The organism is Brinjal little leaf phytoplasma (genome assembly GCF_978563805.1).
In genome coordinates this window covers 96,851-112,214 of record NZ_CEAFKD010000001.1, presented here as the reverse complement: position 1 = coordinate 112,214, position 15,364 = coordinate 96,851, and the positions used below count along the sequence as shown (strand labels likewise).

Annotated in this window: 11 protein-coding genes; all 11 read right to left on the bottom strand. The window is 21.8% G+C overall.

Annotated features, from left to right (window positions below):
* The 11 genes from ftsY to ACTCUI_RS00440 all read right to left on the bottom strand — a co-directional run bounded on the left by ftsY (position 1) and on the right by ACTCUI_RS00440 (position 15,277).
* Complete coding sequence (gene ftsY / locus ACTCUI_RS00490; protein ID WP_463430720.1) at positions 1 to 987, bottom strand: signal recognition particle-docking protein FtsY; 987 nt, start codon at positions 985 to 987, stop codon at positions 1 to 3.
* 81 nt (positions 988 to 1,068) lie between these two features.
* Positions 1,069 to 3,006: a type I DNA topoisomerase gene (gene topA / locus ACTCUI_RS00485; RefSeq protein WP_463430718.1), complete on the bottom strand. Its 1,938-nt coding sequence runs from the start codon at positions 3,004 to 3,006 to the stop codon at positions 1,069 to 1,071.
* Between the two features lie 56 nt (positions 3,007 to 3,062).
* On the bottom strand, positions 3,063 to 3,917 hold the full coding sequence (gene ylqF / locus ACTCUI_RS00480; protein ID WP_463430716.1) for a ribosome biogenesis GTPase YlqF: 855 nt from the start codon (positions 3,915 to 3,917) through the stop codon (positions 3,063 to 3,065).
* 29 nt (positions 3,918 to 3,946) lie between these two features.
* The gene (locus tag ACTCUI_RS00475; protein WP_463430714.1) at positions 3,947 to 4,690 is read right to left on the bottom strand and encodes a hypothetical protein; all 744 of its coding nucleotides are present in this window, start codon (positions 4,688 to 4,690) and stop codon (positions 3,947 to 3,949) included.
* Positions 4,691 to 4,786: 96 nt separating this feature from the next.
* Positions 4,787 to 6,058 carry a tRNA lysidine(34) synthetase TilS gene (gene tilS, locus ACTCUI_RS00470; RefSeq protein WP_463430712.1) on the bottom strand — a complete coding sequence of 424 codons (1,272 nt, stop codon included), beginning with the start codon at positions 6,056 to 6,058 and terminating at the stop codon, positions 4,787 to 4,789.
* Positions 6,059 to 6,098: 40 nt separating this feature from the next.
* Positions 6,099 to 7,853: an aspartate--tRNA ligase gene (aspS, locus tag ACTCUI_RS00465; protein WP_463430710.1), complete on the bottom strand. Its 1,755-nt coding sequence runs from the start codon at positions 7,851 to 7,853 to the stop codon at positions 6,099 to 6,101.
* The gene (gene hisS, locus ACTCUI_RS00460; protein WP_463430708.1) at positions 7,854 to 9,122 is read right to left on the bottom strand and encodes a histidine--tRNA ligase; all 1,269 of its coding nucleotides are present in this window, start codon (positions 9,120 to 9,122) and stop codon (positions 7,854 to 7,856) included.
* A 6-nt stretch (positions 9,123 to 9,128) separates the two neighbouring features.
* The gene (locus ACTCUI_RS00455; protein ID WP_463430706.1) at positions 9,129 to 11,369 is read right to left on the bottom strand and encodes a RelA/SpoT family protein; all 2,241 of its coding nucleotides are present in this window, start codon (positions 11,367 to 11,369) and stop codon (positions 9,129 to 9,131) included.
* Positions 11,370 to 11,453: 84 nt separating this feature from the next.
* Positions 11,454 to 12,602 carry a tRNA 2-thiouridine(34) synthase MnmA gene (gene mnmA, locus ACTCUI_RS00450; RefSeq protein ID WP_463430704.1) on the bottom strand — a complete coding sequence of 383 codons (1,149 nt, stop codon included), beginning with the start codon at positions 12,600 to 12,602 and terminating at the stop codon, positions 11,454 to 11,456.
* A gap of 36 nt (positions 12,603 to 12,638) precedes the next feature.
* Positions 12,639 to 14,405: a nitrilase-related carbon-nitrogen hydrolase gene (locus tag ACTCUI_RS00445; protein WP_463430702.1), complete on the bottom strand. Its 1,767-nt coding sequence runs from the start codon at positions 14,403 to 14,405 to the stop codon at positions 12,639 to 12,641.
* 122 nt (positions 14,406 to 14,527) lie between these two features.
* A complete protein-coding gene (locus ACTCUI_RS00440; RefSeq protein WP_463430700.1) occupies positions 14,528 to 15,277 on the bottom strand; it encodes a YitT family protein in 750 nt (249 codons plus the stop codon).
* Between the last annotated feature and the right edge of the window lie 87 nt (positions 15,278 to 15,364).

The window sequence follows — 15,364 nt, the reverse complement described above, 5'->3', positions numbered from 1 at the left end:
TTATAACCCTTTCTCATTGCTATTAATTTCAAAATTATAATCAAATAAAGTATCAATGTAATGATTAATATCAAATTCTATTAAATCATTCTTTTTTTCGCCAATGCCTATATATTCAGTGGGTAAATTATAAATATGTTTTGTAGTTAAAATTAACCCCCCTTTACCTATTCCATCCAGTTTAGTTAAAATAATACCTGTTAAAGGGACTACTTGGTTAAATACTTCTATTTGTTTTAATCCGTTTTGTCCAGTCATAGCATCTAAGATTAGAAAAGTTTTATGAGGGCCTTCAGGAAATATTTTACCGATAACTCTTTTAATTTTTTCTAATTCTTTCATTAAATTGACTTTATTTTCTAATCTTCCTGAAGTATCACATAAAATTATATCAAAATTATTATTGTTTGCGTAAGTTAAAGCTTCAAAAAATAGACTTGAAGGGGATATATTCCCTTTTTTATAAAAAATTTCGTTATTTGTTTTTTCTCCCCATATTTTCAATTGTTCTATAGCACCAGTTCTAAAAGTGTCACCAGCAACTAATAAAACTTTTTTGCCTTTTTCTTTAAATTGGAAAGCTAATTTTCCAATAGTTGTTGTTTTGCCTACTCCATTCGCGCCAACAAATAAAAAAACTTGTTTTTTGTTTTTTGTGCTATTTATATTTTTTTGTTTTATGCATTCATTACCTTTTTGATAAAAAGATATAAGTTCGTTTTTTATTAAAGTTAATAATTGTTCAGATTTTGAAATTTTTTTTTCTTGAATTTTTTGTTTGAATTGTTGAATCAAATAATAAGAAGTTTTTACTCCTATATCTGATTTAATAAATAAAATTTCTAAATCATTTAATAAAGATAAATCAATATTTTCTTTTTGTAAAACAACTTGAACCCATTGATTAAAATTATATTCTAATTTTTGTATTCCTAATAAATTTTGTTTATTTTTTTTTTTAAAAATTTTTTTTATGATATTAAACATAAATACACCTTTTTTTTATATATTATTTTAAAGAAATTTATTGAAATTTAAATTAATAATTTTGATTATTTGTTTTTGCTTTTATTTTTTTAAATTTATAATGTTTTTACATTTAGGAAAAGCACTACAACCTAAAAAATCACCATATTTTCCTTTTCTCTTAATTAAGAAAGAACCACATAATTCACATTTTTCTTCAGTTAATAAAATATTTTTGTTTTGTTTTTTTAAACTTATAATATTTTTACATTTAGGAAAAGCACTACAACCTAAAAAATCACCATATTTTCCTTTTCTTTGAGCCAAAAAAGAACCACATAATTCACATTTTTCTTCGGTTATAATTGGTTTAGGTTTTTCTATTTTTTGTTGTGCTATTTCACAAAGTTCTTGAAATTTTTTATAAAAATTTTGTAATAAATCTAATTTCTTTATTGTACCAAAAGAAATTTCATCTAATTTTTTTTCCATTTTAGCTGTATATTCCACATTTATTATTGAGGAAAAAAATTGATCTAAAGTTTTTTTTGTTAAAATACCTAATTCTGTACAAACCATTTTTTTATCTTCAATAACAACATAATATCTTTTTTTTAATATTTCAATAATTGAAGCATAAGTAGACGGTCTACCAATTTTTAAATTTTCTAATTCTTTAATTAAAGAAGCTTCTGTGTAATGAGAAGGAGGATTAGTCATTTTTTTTATTATTTGAATTTCTTTAGGTTTATATTCTTTATTTATTTCTAAAGGAGGTAACATAATTTTGTTAAATGGATTTTTTGATATTTTATAATAACCTTCAAAAATCATTTCATTTGTTTCTGTTAAAAAAAGATATTTATCTACTTCAAAGAATAATTGAGTTTTATTAATTATAGCTTCTGACATAAAACAAGATAAAGTACGTTCATAAATTATATTATATAAAGCTAATTCATATTTATTAAGATATTGTTTTAAACTTTCAGGAGTTTTATTTATGTCAGTGACTCTAATAGCTTCATGAGCATCACTAATATTTTTATTTTTTATATTTTTTGTTTTTTGTATATTACCTACATATTCAGAACCGTATTTATTTTGAATAAAATATTTAATTTTTTTTTCAAAATCAGAAGAAATTCTAACAGAATCAGTTCTCATATAAGTAATTAAACCCATTCTTGCATTATTTATATCAATTCCTTCATAAAGTTTTTGAGCTGTTATCATTGTATTTTTAGCGCTCATAGAAAGATTTTGAAAAGTATATTGTTGTAGAGTGGACGTAATAAAAGGTTTAGGAGGTGTTTTTTTGATTTTTGTATTTTTAATATTTTTTAATAAAAAATTTTTATCTTTGATTTTATTAAAAATTTCAAGCGCTTCTTTTTCTTTTATTTTATGCTTTTCAGTTTGAATTATTAAATTGGATTGAAAATGTTCAAAATGTGCTTTAATTAAGTTATATTCTTCTCGGATGAATTTATTACGTTTTTCTTCTAATTCGACAATTAATTTTAAAGCAACTGATTGAACTCTACCTGCTGATCGAGATTTAATTTTTCTAATGATTCTAGATAATTTAAAACCAATAATTCTATCTAACATTCTTCTAGTTTCTTGAGATTCTACTAATTTTTTATTAATACTACAAGGAGATTTGAATGCTTTTTGGACTACATCTTGAGTGATTTCGTTAAATAAAATTCTATTTTTATCTTTTTCATCTAATTTTAAAATTTGTGATAAGTGCCAAGCTATTGCTTCGCCTTCTCTATCTGGATCAGTTGCCAAAAAAACTTTTTTGTTTTTAGTTTTTTGAATTAATTCTTTTACTATTTGTTTTTGTTTTTCTATTATTATATAATCTGGTTTAAAGTTATTTTTAATATCTATACCCAAACGTTCTGTCCCTTTTAAAGATAAATCTCTAATATGTCCTTTAGAATGCAAAACTAAGATATCTTCACCGAGATAATTATTAATAGTTTTAGCTTTGGAAGGAGATTCTAAAATAATTACTTCTTTTTTCATAATATGAATCAACTTTCTTTTTTTAGATATATCTTTTTTTATTTTACTTTATATATCTATAAAAAATCTTTAAAATTAAGATCATAATTAATTTTCGGCATTTTATTACTTTGAATTTTTTTAAAAATCATTGATAATAAGTTATTTTTTTGGCGAAGATCATAATCATTGGAATAAATATTAGGATACATTTTATTTATTAAAATTTGTAATAAATCGTCTTTTTCTAATTCGAAATTCTTTAAATTAAAAATTGTTTTTAAATTATTAGGATATTTTGTTTTTAAATATTTTAATAAATAATCTATAATTTCTTCTTTTATGAATATATTTTCTTTTATACAACCACAAATAGCCAAAGAATAACCTATTTCTTTATATTTAAATTTAGGCCATAAAACACCTGGAGTATCTAGTAATTTCATATTATTATCTAAATTAATCCATTGCATTTGTTTTGTAATACCTGGCAAATTTGATGTTTTAGTAATTTTTTTACCTGCTAAACAGTTAATTAAGGTTGATTTGCCTACGTTTGGTACTCCTATAATCATAAATTTTAAAAATTTTTTTATTTTTTGTTTTTTATAATTTAAAATTTCTTTAATTTTAGGATATATTTTATGAGTATTTATTTTTTTTTTAGCATCTATGTTTAGAGTATGAAATATTTTTTTTTTATGAAAAAAATTTAAAAAAAAACTATTTTGTTCTAAATCTGCAAGAGAACTTTTATTGAATAAAATTAAAAAAGGTTTATTGTTTAAACATTTTAAAAGTTCAAAATTCATACTTGAAAAAGGAATTCTTGCGTCTAAAATAATCAAAATACAATCTACGAATTTTAAATTTTTTTGAATATCTTTCAAAGTTTTAGACATATGGCCTGGAAACCATTGAATATTTATCATAAATTTAAAACCATTCTTTATTATTTTTATTATAAATTATTTTTTTTTATCTCTATCTCTTCTTCTAATTCATTTAAAATGTCATTTATATTTTGTGTTGGTGTGAACATTTTTTTACTATAGATTTGATAAATTTCTTCTCCTATAATTAAAATAATTGCACATCCAATCTTATCAAGAATTTTACTATAAGCGAGTTTAATAAAAATTTTTTTCGCCCAATGAAAAGGATTAAAACAATTTAAAGTATTAGATACAAAATTTAATATTTTATTAGTTTTTTGATATTTTTTCAGATATTTTTTATCTATTAATTTTTGTTTTAAAACAAAAATTTGTCTTAAAGTCATTTTGCGAAAATAGAATATAATTTTTTTATCAAATAAATTTTCTAATCTGTCATGTAAATATTTTATTAAAGTTAAACCTTCTTCGATAGTAATTTCTAAATAAGGAAATGGCGAATTAGGATAAAAAATAGAAGAAGCTTCTAAAATTAAATTTTTACAATTATTTAACAAAGACGGCATATAATCGTTTGGATTCTTTTTAATATCTTTTCGAAATATTTTTTGTTTTTTTTTTATTAATTTATTCATTTCTTCGTTGGATAATTTATCATTTTTAATATCTTTTATTTTATTTTTTTGCTTATTTAAGTTTTTTAAAACAGAATATAAATATAATAAACTGAATATTGTAAAACCAATGATTAAACCCGCAAAAAAAGCAGTAAATATTTGAAATTTTATTAACCAATCTGTAGCTATCACAAAAACTCCTATTTATATAATTCTAAAAAATATTTCTTAGTTTCTTTTATTTTTTAAAAAATATTTTGAATTTAAAGCAATTATATTATATATTTGTTATTTTTCTTTTTTTAAACCAAAATAAAGATATTTTTTTTGACCGAGCGTAGAATTTAAATATAAATTCGGAATCCAAATAATAATATTTTGTTGATCAACAATTAACCAAATTTTATCTCTTTCCATTAAAGGAATTTTTAAATTAATAAAAAATTTTTTTAATTTTTGTTTTCCGAAAGAAAATCTTAAAATATCACCTGGTTGTCTTTTTCTTAAAAAAAAAGGAGGTTTGATATTGTTTGGATCATATAATATTTTTTTAATTAAAAAACAAAAAGATAAAAAATTTTTCTTATTTGAATAATATAACAAAGATTTTAAACATTTATTATTTTTTTCTTGTTTTCTTTGTTTTTTTTGCCAAAAAAATTTATTATATTGTTTTATAAATAACCATTCAGATGATAATGAATCCCAAGTTATATTAGGTTTTTGATCATTTTGTAAACCTTTGATAATATTATTTATTAAATCAAAATTTTTATTAATTTTTTTTTCTTCTAATAAAAATAAAATGATATCTTTTTGAATAACAATATCTAATTTTAAAAAAGATGTTAAATTGAAACAAAAATTATTTTGATTTTGTTCTAAAAAATCATGAGTTTTTTTTCTAATAAATATGTTTATTTCTGTCATTTGAAGATGAAATTTTTTAATATTTTTTAAAAAATTATTCATTTCTTTGAAACAAGGTATAATTTGATTTCTTATCTTATTTCTAGTATATATATTTAAATTATTAGTATAATCTTCGAAAAAAGTAATTTTTTTGTTAGAAGCATAAGATAAAATATCCTGTTTGGAAATATATAATAATGGTTTTACAAAATAAAAACCATTATTAAAATATGATGTTTGCATTCCGCTATATCCTAAAACAGAACTACCACGAGCGATTTTGAATAAAATAGTTTCGGCTAAATCATCTAAATGATGTGCTGTGATTATATAATTGGTTTTATGTTTTACAGCAATTTGTTTTAATTTTTCTTGTCTTAATAATCTAGCTTTATTTTGGAAATTTTTTTCTTCTATGTTTAATTCGAAATAATAAAAAGATATTTGTTTTGAACAACAATATTGTTCGATTAAAATTTTATCTTTTAAGGAGTCTTTTCTTTTTAAATGGTTAAAATGTACCACGATTAAATTATACTTGGAATGATATAAATAATCCAGTAATACCATAGAATCCACTCCTCCACTTACAGATATAATATATGTATTTTTTTTATCGAATTTTAAACATAGAGAAGAAAAAATCATAATATTAGGTCCTTTTTTTTAAGACTTTGAAATTATTGTATTATTTATATTTATTTTCTATTTTTTTTAATTTTAAAATTTCTAATTGTTTTTCGTCAATTAAAGTAGGACTTTGCATCATTAAGTCTTGTCCGCTCTGAGTTTTAGGAAAAGCAATTACATCTTTAATATTATTTGTTTTAGTAAATAACATGACTAAACGATCTAATCCTAAAGCGATACCGCCATGAGGAGGAGCGCCATATTTTAAAGCTTCATTAAAAAAACCAAAATTTTGTTCAATCTCTTCTTTTTTTAAACCTAACTTATTAAAAATAAATTCTTGAACTTTATATTGATAATTTCTTAACGAACCACCACCTACTTCATGACCATTCCAAATTAAATCATAAGTTTGCGCTTTAACTTTATCAGGGTTTTCATATAATTGTTGGACATTTATAGGAGCAGTAAAAGGGTGATGCATAGAATAATATTTCATTTCTGATTGATCAAATTCTAATAAAGGAAAATCGACAACCCATAATAAAGATTCTTTTGTAGGGTCATATAAATTTAAATTTTGAGCTAACTTATTTCTTAAATAACCTAAAGATTTTAATATAATGTCATTATTTCCATTATCTAATTCTGGATTGTTTTGTGATATAATAAAAAAACAAATTTCTTCTTCTAAAAAAGAATTTTTTGTAATAAAATTACTTAAATAACCTTTTAATACATTGTTTTGTCTTTGTATGATTTGTAAATTTAAAGAAAACATTTGTTGAATTAAATTTTTATATTCATCAATTTTTTTTCTGGAAAAAAATTTTTTGTATTCTTTAATACTTATTTTAATACCTTTAATTATTTTTGTATTATTGTTTTCATGTATGAATTTAGTATCAAAATAAGGTGTTAAATTTTCAATTAATAAATCAAATCTTAAATCTGGTTTGTCTGTTCCATATAAATTTAGAGCTTCATTATAAGTTATTTTGGGTAAAGGCGTTTTTAAAGTTTTGTCGAAAATAGAATGAAAAAGATTTTGCATTATTTCTTCTATTAAAGTCATAATTTCTTCTTTAGTAAAAAAAGAGGTTTCGATATCTATTTGAGTAAATTCTGGTTGTCTATCAGATCTTAAATCTTCATCACGAAAACAACGTGCTATTTGAAAATATTTTTCAAAACCAGCAATCATATATAATTGTTTAAATATTTGCGGTGATTGAGGCAAAGCATAAAACTTGAAAGGATGAATACGGGACGGAACTAAATAATCTCTAGCTCCTTCAGGGGTAGATTTAGATAAAATAGGGGTTTCTAACTCTAGAAACTCATTGTCTAAAAGAGTTTGTCTTATGTTTTGGGTAATTTGATGACGTTTTATTAAATAATTTTTTTGTTCTGTTTTCCTTAAGTCTAAATAACGATATTTTAAACGGTGCTCTTCTGATGCTTCTGTTTGTTCAAAGACGTTTAAAGGTAAAGTATGAGCTTCTGAAAGAATATTAATTTTTTCAATTAAAATTTCTATTTCTCCTGTTTTTAAATCCAAATTTTTATTTATTCTTTCTTTTACCCAACCTATAACTTCGACTACAGTTTCTATTTTCATAGAAATTATTTTATCATATTTTGGATGATTTTTATCAGCAACTAATTGTATGATTCCTGAAAAATCTCTTAAAATTAAAAATATTTTTGCACCAATATTTCTTTTTCTGGCCAACCAACCTTTGATTAAAACTTTTTGTTCTTTTTGTTTTAAAGTTATTTCGTTATTAGAAAAAATATATTTTGTTTTCATTTATAAGTTTAATCCCTCTTTTAAAAAATTGATTATTTTATTTTTATTTATAGTAAATGTTGTTTGATCAGAAATATTTTTAATATTAACTTTATTATTTTCCATTTCTTTTTGCCCTATAAAAATAATATATTTAGGTTTTAATTCTAATATCTTGCGTAATTGTTTTTTAAAATTGAATATTTTATAGTTCATTTCGGATTTTATATTGTTTTGTCTGATTTTTCTTAATAAGATAAGCGTATCTAACATAATCATTTCATTTAAAGTAAATAAATAAACATCTAAACCATATTTTGTTTTATAATTTTCAAAAAACATATTTTCGTCTAAAATATCCATTAATCGTTCTATTCCGAAAGCAAAACCAATACTCTTAATTTCATAACCACTAAATTCTTTTATAAGATTATTGTAATTACCACCACCACCTAAGATATATTTTTGTTTATTTATATGAGAGAAAATAGAAATTTCGAAAACAAGATCAGTATAATAATCTAAACCTCTCACTAATTGAAAATCTATTTCAAAATTAATTTGGGCTTTACGTAAAATATCTAAAGTTGTTTGAAATTTGTTTTTAGATTCATGAGTCAAATAATTAAATATAATAGGTGCTTCTTTTAAAATTTTTTTAGTGGAACATTCTTTGCAGTCGAAAATTCTTAAAATATTTTGATCTTTTCTTGTTAGGCATAAATTACATAATTCATTTTGATGTTTTGTTATATAAGGTTTAAAATCATTTAAGAAACGGTTACGTGATTCTAAATCCCCTAAACTATTAATTTTTATTTTAGCTTCTTTTAAATTAAGTATATTTAAAAGATCACTTAGTAAAAAAAATATTTCTATTTCTGATAAAAAATTTTGAATTCCAATAACTTCAACTCCAAATTGATGAAACTGACGATAACGTCCTTTTTGGGGCCTTTCGTAACGAAAAAAAGGACCATAATAGTAGAATTTCGTTAAATCATTTGTATTATAAAGTTTATTTTCGACATAACTTCTAGCAATAGAAGCTGTTCCTTCTGGTCTTAAAGCAATATTTCTACCTTTTTTATCTTTAAATTGAAAAATTTCTTTCATAACCATTTCAGAATATTGAGCAGAACGTTGAAATAATTCACAATATTCTAAAATAGGTGTTCTGATTTCTTGAAAATTATATTTTTCCAAATATATTTTAATTTTATTTTCTAAAATTTTCCATTTTTCAATTTCAAAGAATAGTAAATCTCTAGTACCTTTAATTTTTTGCATAATCTTTTAATTGATTCCTCTATAAATTTGATAAATATTAGGTAATTGTGATAAAGTAGAAATTAATTTTTCAATTTCTTTAATATTATGAATTAAAATTTTTAATTTAATTTTTGTTTCTGATGATTTATCATTAACAATATTTATTTTTAAAATATCAATTCCTAATGCGTTAATTTTTTTATTAATATTTATTAAAAGTGTAGAATTACGAGAACCTATTAAAAAAATCCAAGCAAAATATTTTAATTTAGGATTATCATTGTACCAATGAGCATCAATAATTTCGTTTGAATCATATTTTGTTATATTAGGGCATGTTTTACTATGAATATTAATACCTTTTCCTTTAGAAATAAAACCTATAATATCTTCGTTAAATACAGGAGTACAACAATTAGCTAATTTTAATTTAATATTTTCTACTCCTTCAATAAAAACTCCACTATTATTGCAATAAGATACTTTATTATTATAATTTTTTATTATTTGTTTTTCGCAAATATTTTTATTTTTTTCTAAGGATAAATTAATTTTATTAATTACATAATTACAATTAATTTTTGTATTAGCGATAGCAATATATAAATCATTAATATTTTGAATATCTTGTTTATGACAAAATTTAGTTAAAAAATTTTTATCAATTGTAAAGTTTATTTTTTTATTATTTAATTCTTTTTTTAAAATCTCTTGACCTGTTTTGATTAAATATAGATTTTTTTGTTTTTCTTGATTTAAAACTTTTTTGATTAATTTTTTAGCATAAGTAGTTTTGACAATTTTTAACCATTCTTTGTTAACACGAAATAAATTTTTATTAGTTGTGATAGAAATAATATCGCCATTTTTTAAAATATAATCTAAAGGAACAATTTTCCCGTTCACAATAGTTCTAGTCATTCTATATCCAATAGAGGAATGAATAAGAAAAGCGAAATCAATTGGTGTTGAACCTTTCGTTAATTCATAAACTTCTTGTTTAGGAGTAAAAACATAAATATTTTCGGTTAAAATATCATTTTTAATAGCATTTACAAAATTTTCAGGATTTTTATTTAAATAATCATCGGAATCTTGAGTTATTTTAATTAATTCTTTATACCATCTTAATTTTTTAGCGATTTCCAATTGTTTATCTTGTTTGGAATATATTTTATTTTCTTTATATCCCCAATGTGCAGCAATCCCTTTTTCGGCAATTTCATCCATTTCTTTAGTTCTTATTTGTAATTCGAATAAAGTACCATCTTTAGATAGAACAGTATTATGCAATGATTGATATAAATTAGGTTTAGGAACGGCAATATAATCTTTAAATCTTAAAGGTAAAGGTGAGTAATGAGAGTGAATAATGCCTAAGCAACGATAACATAAATCTACTTCGTTTACAATAATACGAATAGCCAATAAATCAAAAATTTCTTCTAATCCTACTTGTCTTTGCTTCATTTTTTTATAAATGCTATAAATATTTTTGCTTCTACCGCTAATAGAAAAATTTGTAATATTAGATTGATTAAACAAAATTTTAATATTGTTAATTATTTCTTGAATAGATTTCTCTCTTTGATTTTGTTTCATATTGATTAAGTTAGATATTTGATAATATTTTTCAGGTTGAATATAACGAAAAGAGAGATCTTCTAATTCTGATTTTATTTTAAATAAACCTAAACGATGAGCTAAAGGAACATAAATAGTTAAAGTTTCTTGTGAAATGCGTATTCTTTTATCAGGTTTCATTATTTTTAAAGTTTTCATATTATGAAGCCTATCAGCTAATTTAACAAGTACCACTCTAATATCATTTGCCATAGCTAAGAACATTTTTTGTTGATTTTCGATTTGTCTTTGTTGTTGATTAAATATAAGTTTAGTTAATTTAGTGGTTCTTTTTACTATATGCGCTATATCTTCACCTACATATGATTTTAGTTCTTCAAAAGTTAAATCTGTATCTTCTAAAACATCATGCAGTAATCCTGCCATTAAAGTATTAGGTTCACTTTGTAAATCAGCTAAAATTTGAGTCACATGAATAGGATGAATAATAAAATTTTCTCCCGTTATTCTTTTTTGATTTTTATGTTTTTCTTTAGCCAATAAATAAGATTTATTTATTTGACTTAAAATATTTTCATTTTTTATATATGACTTAATTTTAGATATTAATTCTTGGAATATTTTTTGTTCTTCTTGATTTAATTCATTTTTGTTATTAGATTGATCTTTCGATAATAACACACAAAAACCACCTTAAAAATTTTTTGAATGTTTTTTAAAAAAAAAGAAGAATAAATTATTTATAACGAATCATAAAATAAAAACTTAAGCGTATAATAATTTTTTATTTTGATAATAAACTTCCTTTATTACGCCAGCACCTAAACAAAAATCTTCTTTATAAAAGGCACAAATTTGTCCAGGTGTAACTAATTTAATCTTTTGTGGATAACAAACTTTAATTATATTTTCGCTTAAAAATATAATTTCAACTTCTTGATCAGGCTGACGATATCGAAATTTAGCTGATATTTTCATTTTAGCATTTTTTTTATAAAAATAACATCCACAATCTCTCCAAACTATATTTGTAACCAAAGCTGCATCACTATATAAATAAGGACTTTCAGGATTTTGATCTACATAAAGAGTGTTAGTTTTTAAATCTTTACCTACCACAAACCAAGGATTTGGATTCTCTTTTGTTACTTTTAAATTTAATCTTTTTCTTTGGCCGATAGTATATTTCATTACACCTTCATGTTCTTTTAAAAAAACACCGTTTGTATCTTTGATAGGTCCTTTTTGTGATTTTATATAATTATTCAAAAAAATAAAAAAATTTCTTTCTCCGATAAAACAAATACCGGTAGAATCTTTTTTATTAGCAGTGATTAGTTTTGCTTGAAGAGCTATTTGCCTTACTTGTTCTTTTGTTATTTCACCTAAAGGAAAAATAATTTTATTTAATTGTTCTTCTTTTAATTGAGATAAAAAATAAGTTTGATCTTTGTTTTTATCTAAAGCTTTAGCTAAAATTTTTCTTTTATTTTTATGAATAATTTTGGCATAATGACCCATAGCTATATAATCAGGTTTAAATCGCTCTACATATTTGGTAAAAATTGAAAATTTAATTTTATTGTTGCATAATACATCAGGATTAGGAGTTAAATTTTGTTTTATATCATTTAAAAAAGAAGTAAAAACTTGATTCCAATAATTTTCTGAAAAATCAACTTTATGACATTTAATTTGTAATTGTTCAGCGATTTTTAAAGCATCATTAAAATCTTTTTCTTGAGGGCAAATATTATTGTTAACAAATGGGTTTCCTTTGATATCATAATTTAAACTACTATCCCAATTACGCATAAAAACACCTTCGACGTCATAACCTTGTTTTTTTAAAAGAAAAGCAGCTACACTACTATCGACACCACCGGATAAACCAATAATTATTTTTTTTTTCATATTTTACCTTTGAATTTGAATTATTTTTCCATTTTTTTATTGTTGTCTTGTAATATGATTTGGAATTTTGAATTCTGTACGATAAGATAAACCACAAGATACAATTTTAACACCAGGAGAAATTTTATTTCTTTTGTGTTGGTTTTGATAGAAATTTGTAATATATTGCGAAACTAATGTAAAACTTTCGTTATAAGAACAAAGAAAAGTTTTTTCTAATAAGAAAATTATCTTGTCTTTAGATAAACCATTATTTAAATGATGATATAAAATAAAATCTTCTATAATAACTTCACGATTTAAAAATGTATTTATTTTATTTAAATAAAAATTTTTAATATTTTCTTCAATAAAGATTTTTTTATCTTTAAAATGAAATAAAATCAATTCTGTCATTAAAGTGTTAGGTACGCCAGCATTTATGTTATAAACAAAACTATTAGACGGACAACTATAATTTATTTTGCCATATGCGATATTAGATAAATTATTACTTAGTAAAATTAATTTATCTAAATTATTTTTTAAAAGCGATTCAGAATTATTTATATTTTCTTTATTTATAAATTTAATATTAGTTATCCCTAAGTTGTTTAATAATTGTTTATCAAAAGATAAACTTTGAGGATCATGATAATAATCTAATTTATTTATTATAATTTCTAAATCTTTGAAAGATTTTTGATTATCATTCAAATATTGAGCAACAACTAAAAGCATCAAAATATCATTTAGTGTATTTTTCATTTCTAATAAAATTTTAGAGTTTTTTATATGATAAATTTGAGATTTTAAAGATAATGTTTGAATTGTATTTGATAATTTTAATTGTTTGTTTAATTCTTTTGGGTTATCCCTTAAAAAAGGTTTAGGATTTAATGGTTTTTCGAAATCATATGATTCAGTTTCTTTTAAATCGAAATAAGATTTTACAAAAGGCCATTCTTGTCCAATTGTTTGATCTGCATAACTTGTATCAATTCTTCTTTGATGTTTAATGCAATCTATAAATACATCAACTACTAAACTAATATCTTCTTGTTCTGTTAAATTTTTTTCTCCAATAATTTCTCCTAAAACAGCAGCAATTTTATGATTAGAAAAAAGAGTATCTGTAGAAGATTCTGTTATCCCACTGCTAGTATAAAAATATCCTCCTATTTGTTTACGGGAATGATTTAAAACAGCTAATTTACGCATTTGATCTTTTCCAATATGTTCTGTTGAAGAAGATAAATTAAAAATCAAATGAGCTCCGTTCAAAACCATTTTATCGCTAGGGGATATAATAGTCCATAAATCTTGACAAATTTCAACGCCAAACACAATATTAAATTTTTTATTAATGAATAAAATATCTCCTATAGGAACTTTTTGTCCTAATAAATCAATTATTTCATTATTTATATATTGCCCTGAGTGAAACCATCTTTTTTCATTAAATTCTTTATAATTAGGTATTGTTTTTTTAGGTACAATTCCTAAAATTTTTTTACCTTGAATAATAATAGCTACATTAAATAAAATTTCTTTGAATAAAAAAGGCATTCCAATTATGAAAACACCTGGGAAATTATTATTATTAATAATAAAATCAAGAGAAGATAAGTTTTCTTCTAAAAAATTAGTTTCAAAAAACAAATCTCCCGCCGTATAACCACTTAAGCATAATTCTGGAAATAAAACAATACTTGCTTTACTTTTATTTAAAATTTCAATAATGCTTTCAGCATTTTTTGCAGAATTTCCTACATATAAATTAGGACTAGACATTTCTACTTTAATAGACCCGTTTTTATACATTATAAAAAAACCTTTCTAATTTTGTTTTTCATTTTTCATTGGATTTTGAAGGTTTATAAAATAATTTTTTAATGTTTTTCTATTAATTTTTACTCAAAATAATAATTGTACGATTTAAAAATTTATTTATTTTTATTTTTTATGATAAGATTATCTCTTTTTTCCATTACAAAACCTACTATAATTATAGATAAAAGAGAACAAAATAATTTAATTAAAAAAAATCCAATTTGTACATCGAGGAAAGAAGAACACAAAACGATTATTCCATCAGTAAATAATAAAGTTAAAACAAAATTTATACCATAAATATCTTTTAAAATTTTTTGACAAATGTCCAAACCACCTGTATTATAACCTAAATTACGAATATTACTTAAAGTATATCCAATTAAAAAACCACCTAAAGTACCAGATATTATATATGAAAAAATGCTTTTTATTTTATCATTATTTTCGTTGAAATCTAATTGAAACATCGATAAAATACGTTCTACATCATTTTCTTTTATATAAAGATCTAAAAGAAAAAAAATCCCGCTTAAAAAAAAAGCTAAAAAAACTGTTTTTTGACAAAATTTTTTGCCAAAAAATTTATAAGCTAAAAATGCAGTAATTAAATTATAAAACAGATGTAAACTAACAAAACATGAGTTAAAATTGTTTTTATTTGATTTTAGACTTGGCACAATATATTGAATAATTTGTGTTGTTAATAAAGAAAAACCATCTAAACCCCCATTATTTAACCTAGGAACTATAATAAAAAAGAAAATAGAGAGAGCCAAAATTATATCATTTAATATAAGCAAAAACCATTTATAATACTTATTATTATAATTTTTATTTTTTTTAAAAATATTTTTTAACAAATGAATTTTTTCCTTTATGTTCAATTTAATTTTTTTAAAATAAAAAACTAATAAATAGTTTCAAAAAAAAAAACATTTATATTTCGA

Excerpts from the sequence above, each read along its gene's own strand:
- aspS (WP_463430710.1), bottom strand. The coding sequence starts at position 7,853 with ATGAAAACAAAATATATTTTTTCTAATAACGAAATAACTTTAAAACAA.
- ACTCUI_RS00445 (WP_463430702.1), bottom strand. The coding sequence starts at position 14,405 with ATGTATAAAAACGGGTCTATTAAAGTAGAAATGTCTAGTCCTAATTTA.
- mnmA (WP_463430704.1), bottom strand. The coding sequence starts at position 12,602 with ATGAAAAAAAAAATAATTATTGGTTTATCCGGTGGTGTCGATAGTAGT.
- ylqF (WP_463430716.1), bottom strand. The coding sequence starts at position 3,917 with ATGATAAATATTCAATGGTTTCCAGGCCATATGTCTAAAACTTTGAAA.
- tilS (WP_463430712.1), bottom strand. The coding sequence starts at position 6,058 with ATGATTTTTTCTTCTCTATGTTTAAAATTCGATAAAAAAAATACATAT.
- topA (WP_463430718.1), bottom strand. The coding sequence starts at position 3,006 with ATGAAAAAAGAAGTAATTATTTTAGAATCTCCTTCCAAAGCTAAAACT.
- hisS (WP_463430708.1), bottom strand. The coding sequence starts at position 9,122 with ATGCAAAAAATTAAAGGTACTAGAGATTTACTATTCTTTGAAATTGAA.
- ftsY (WP_463430720.1), bottom strand. The coding sequence starts at position 987 with ATGTTTAATATCATAAAAAAAATTTTTAAAAAAAAAAATAAACAAAAT.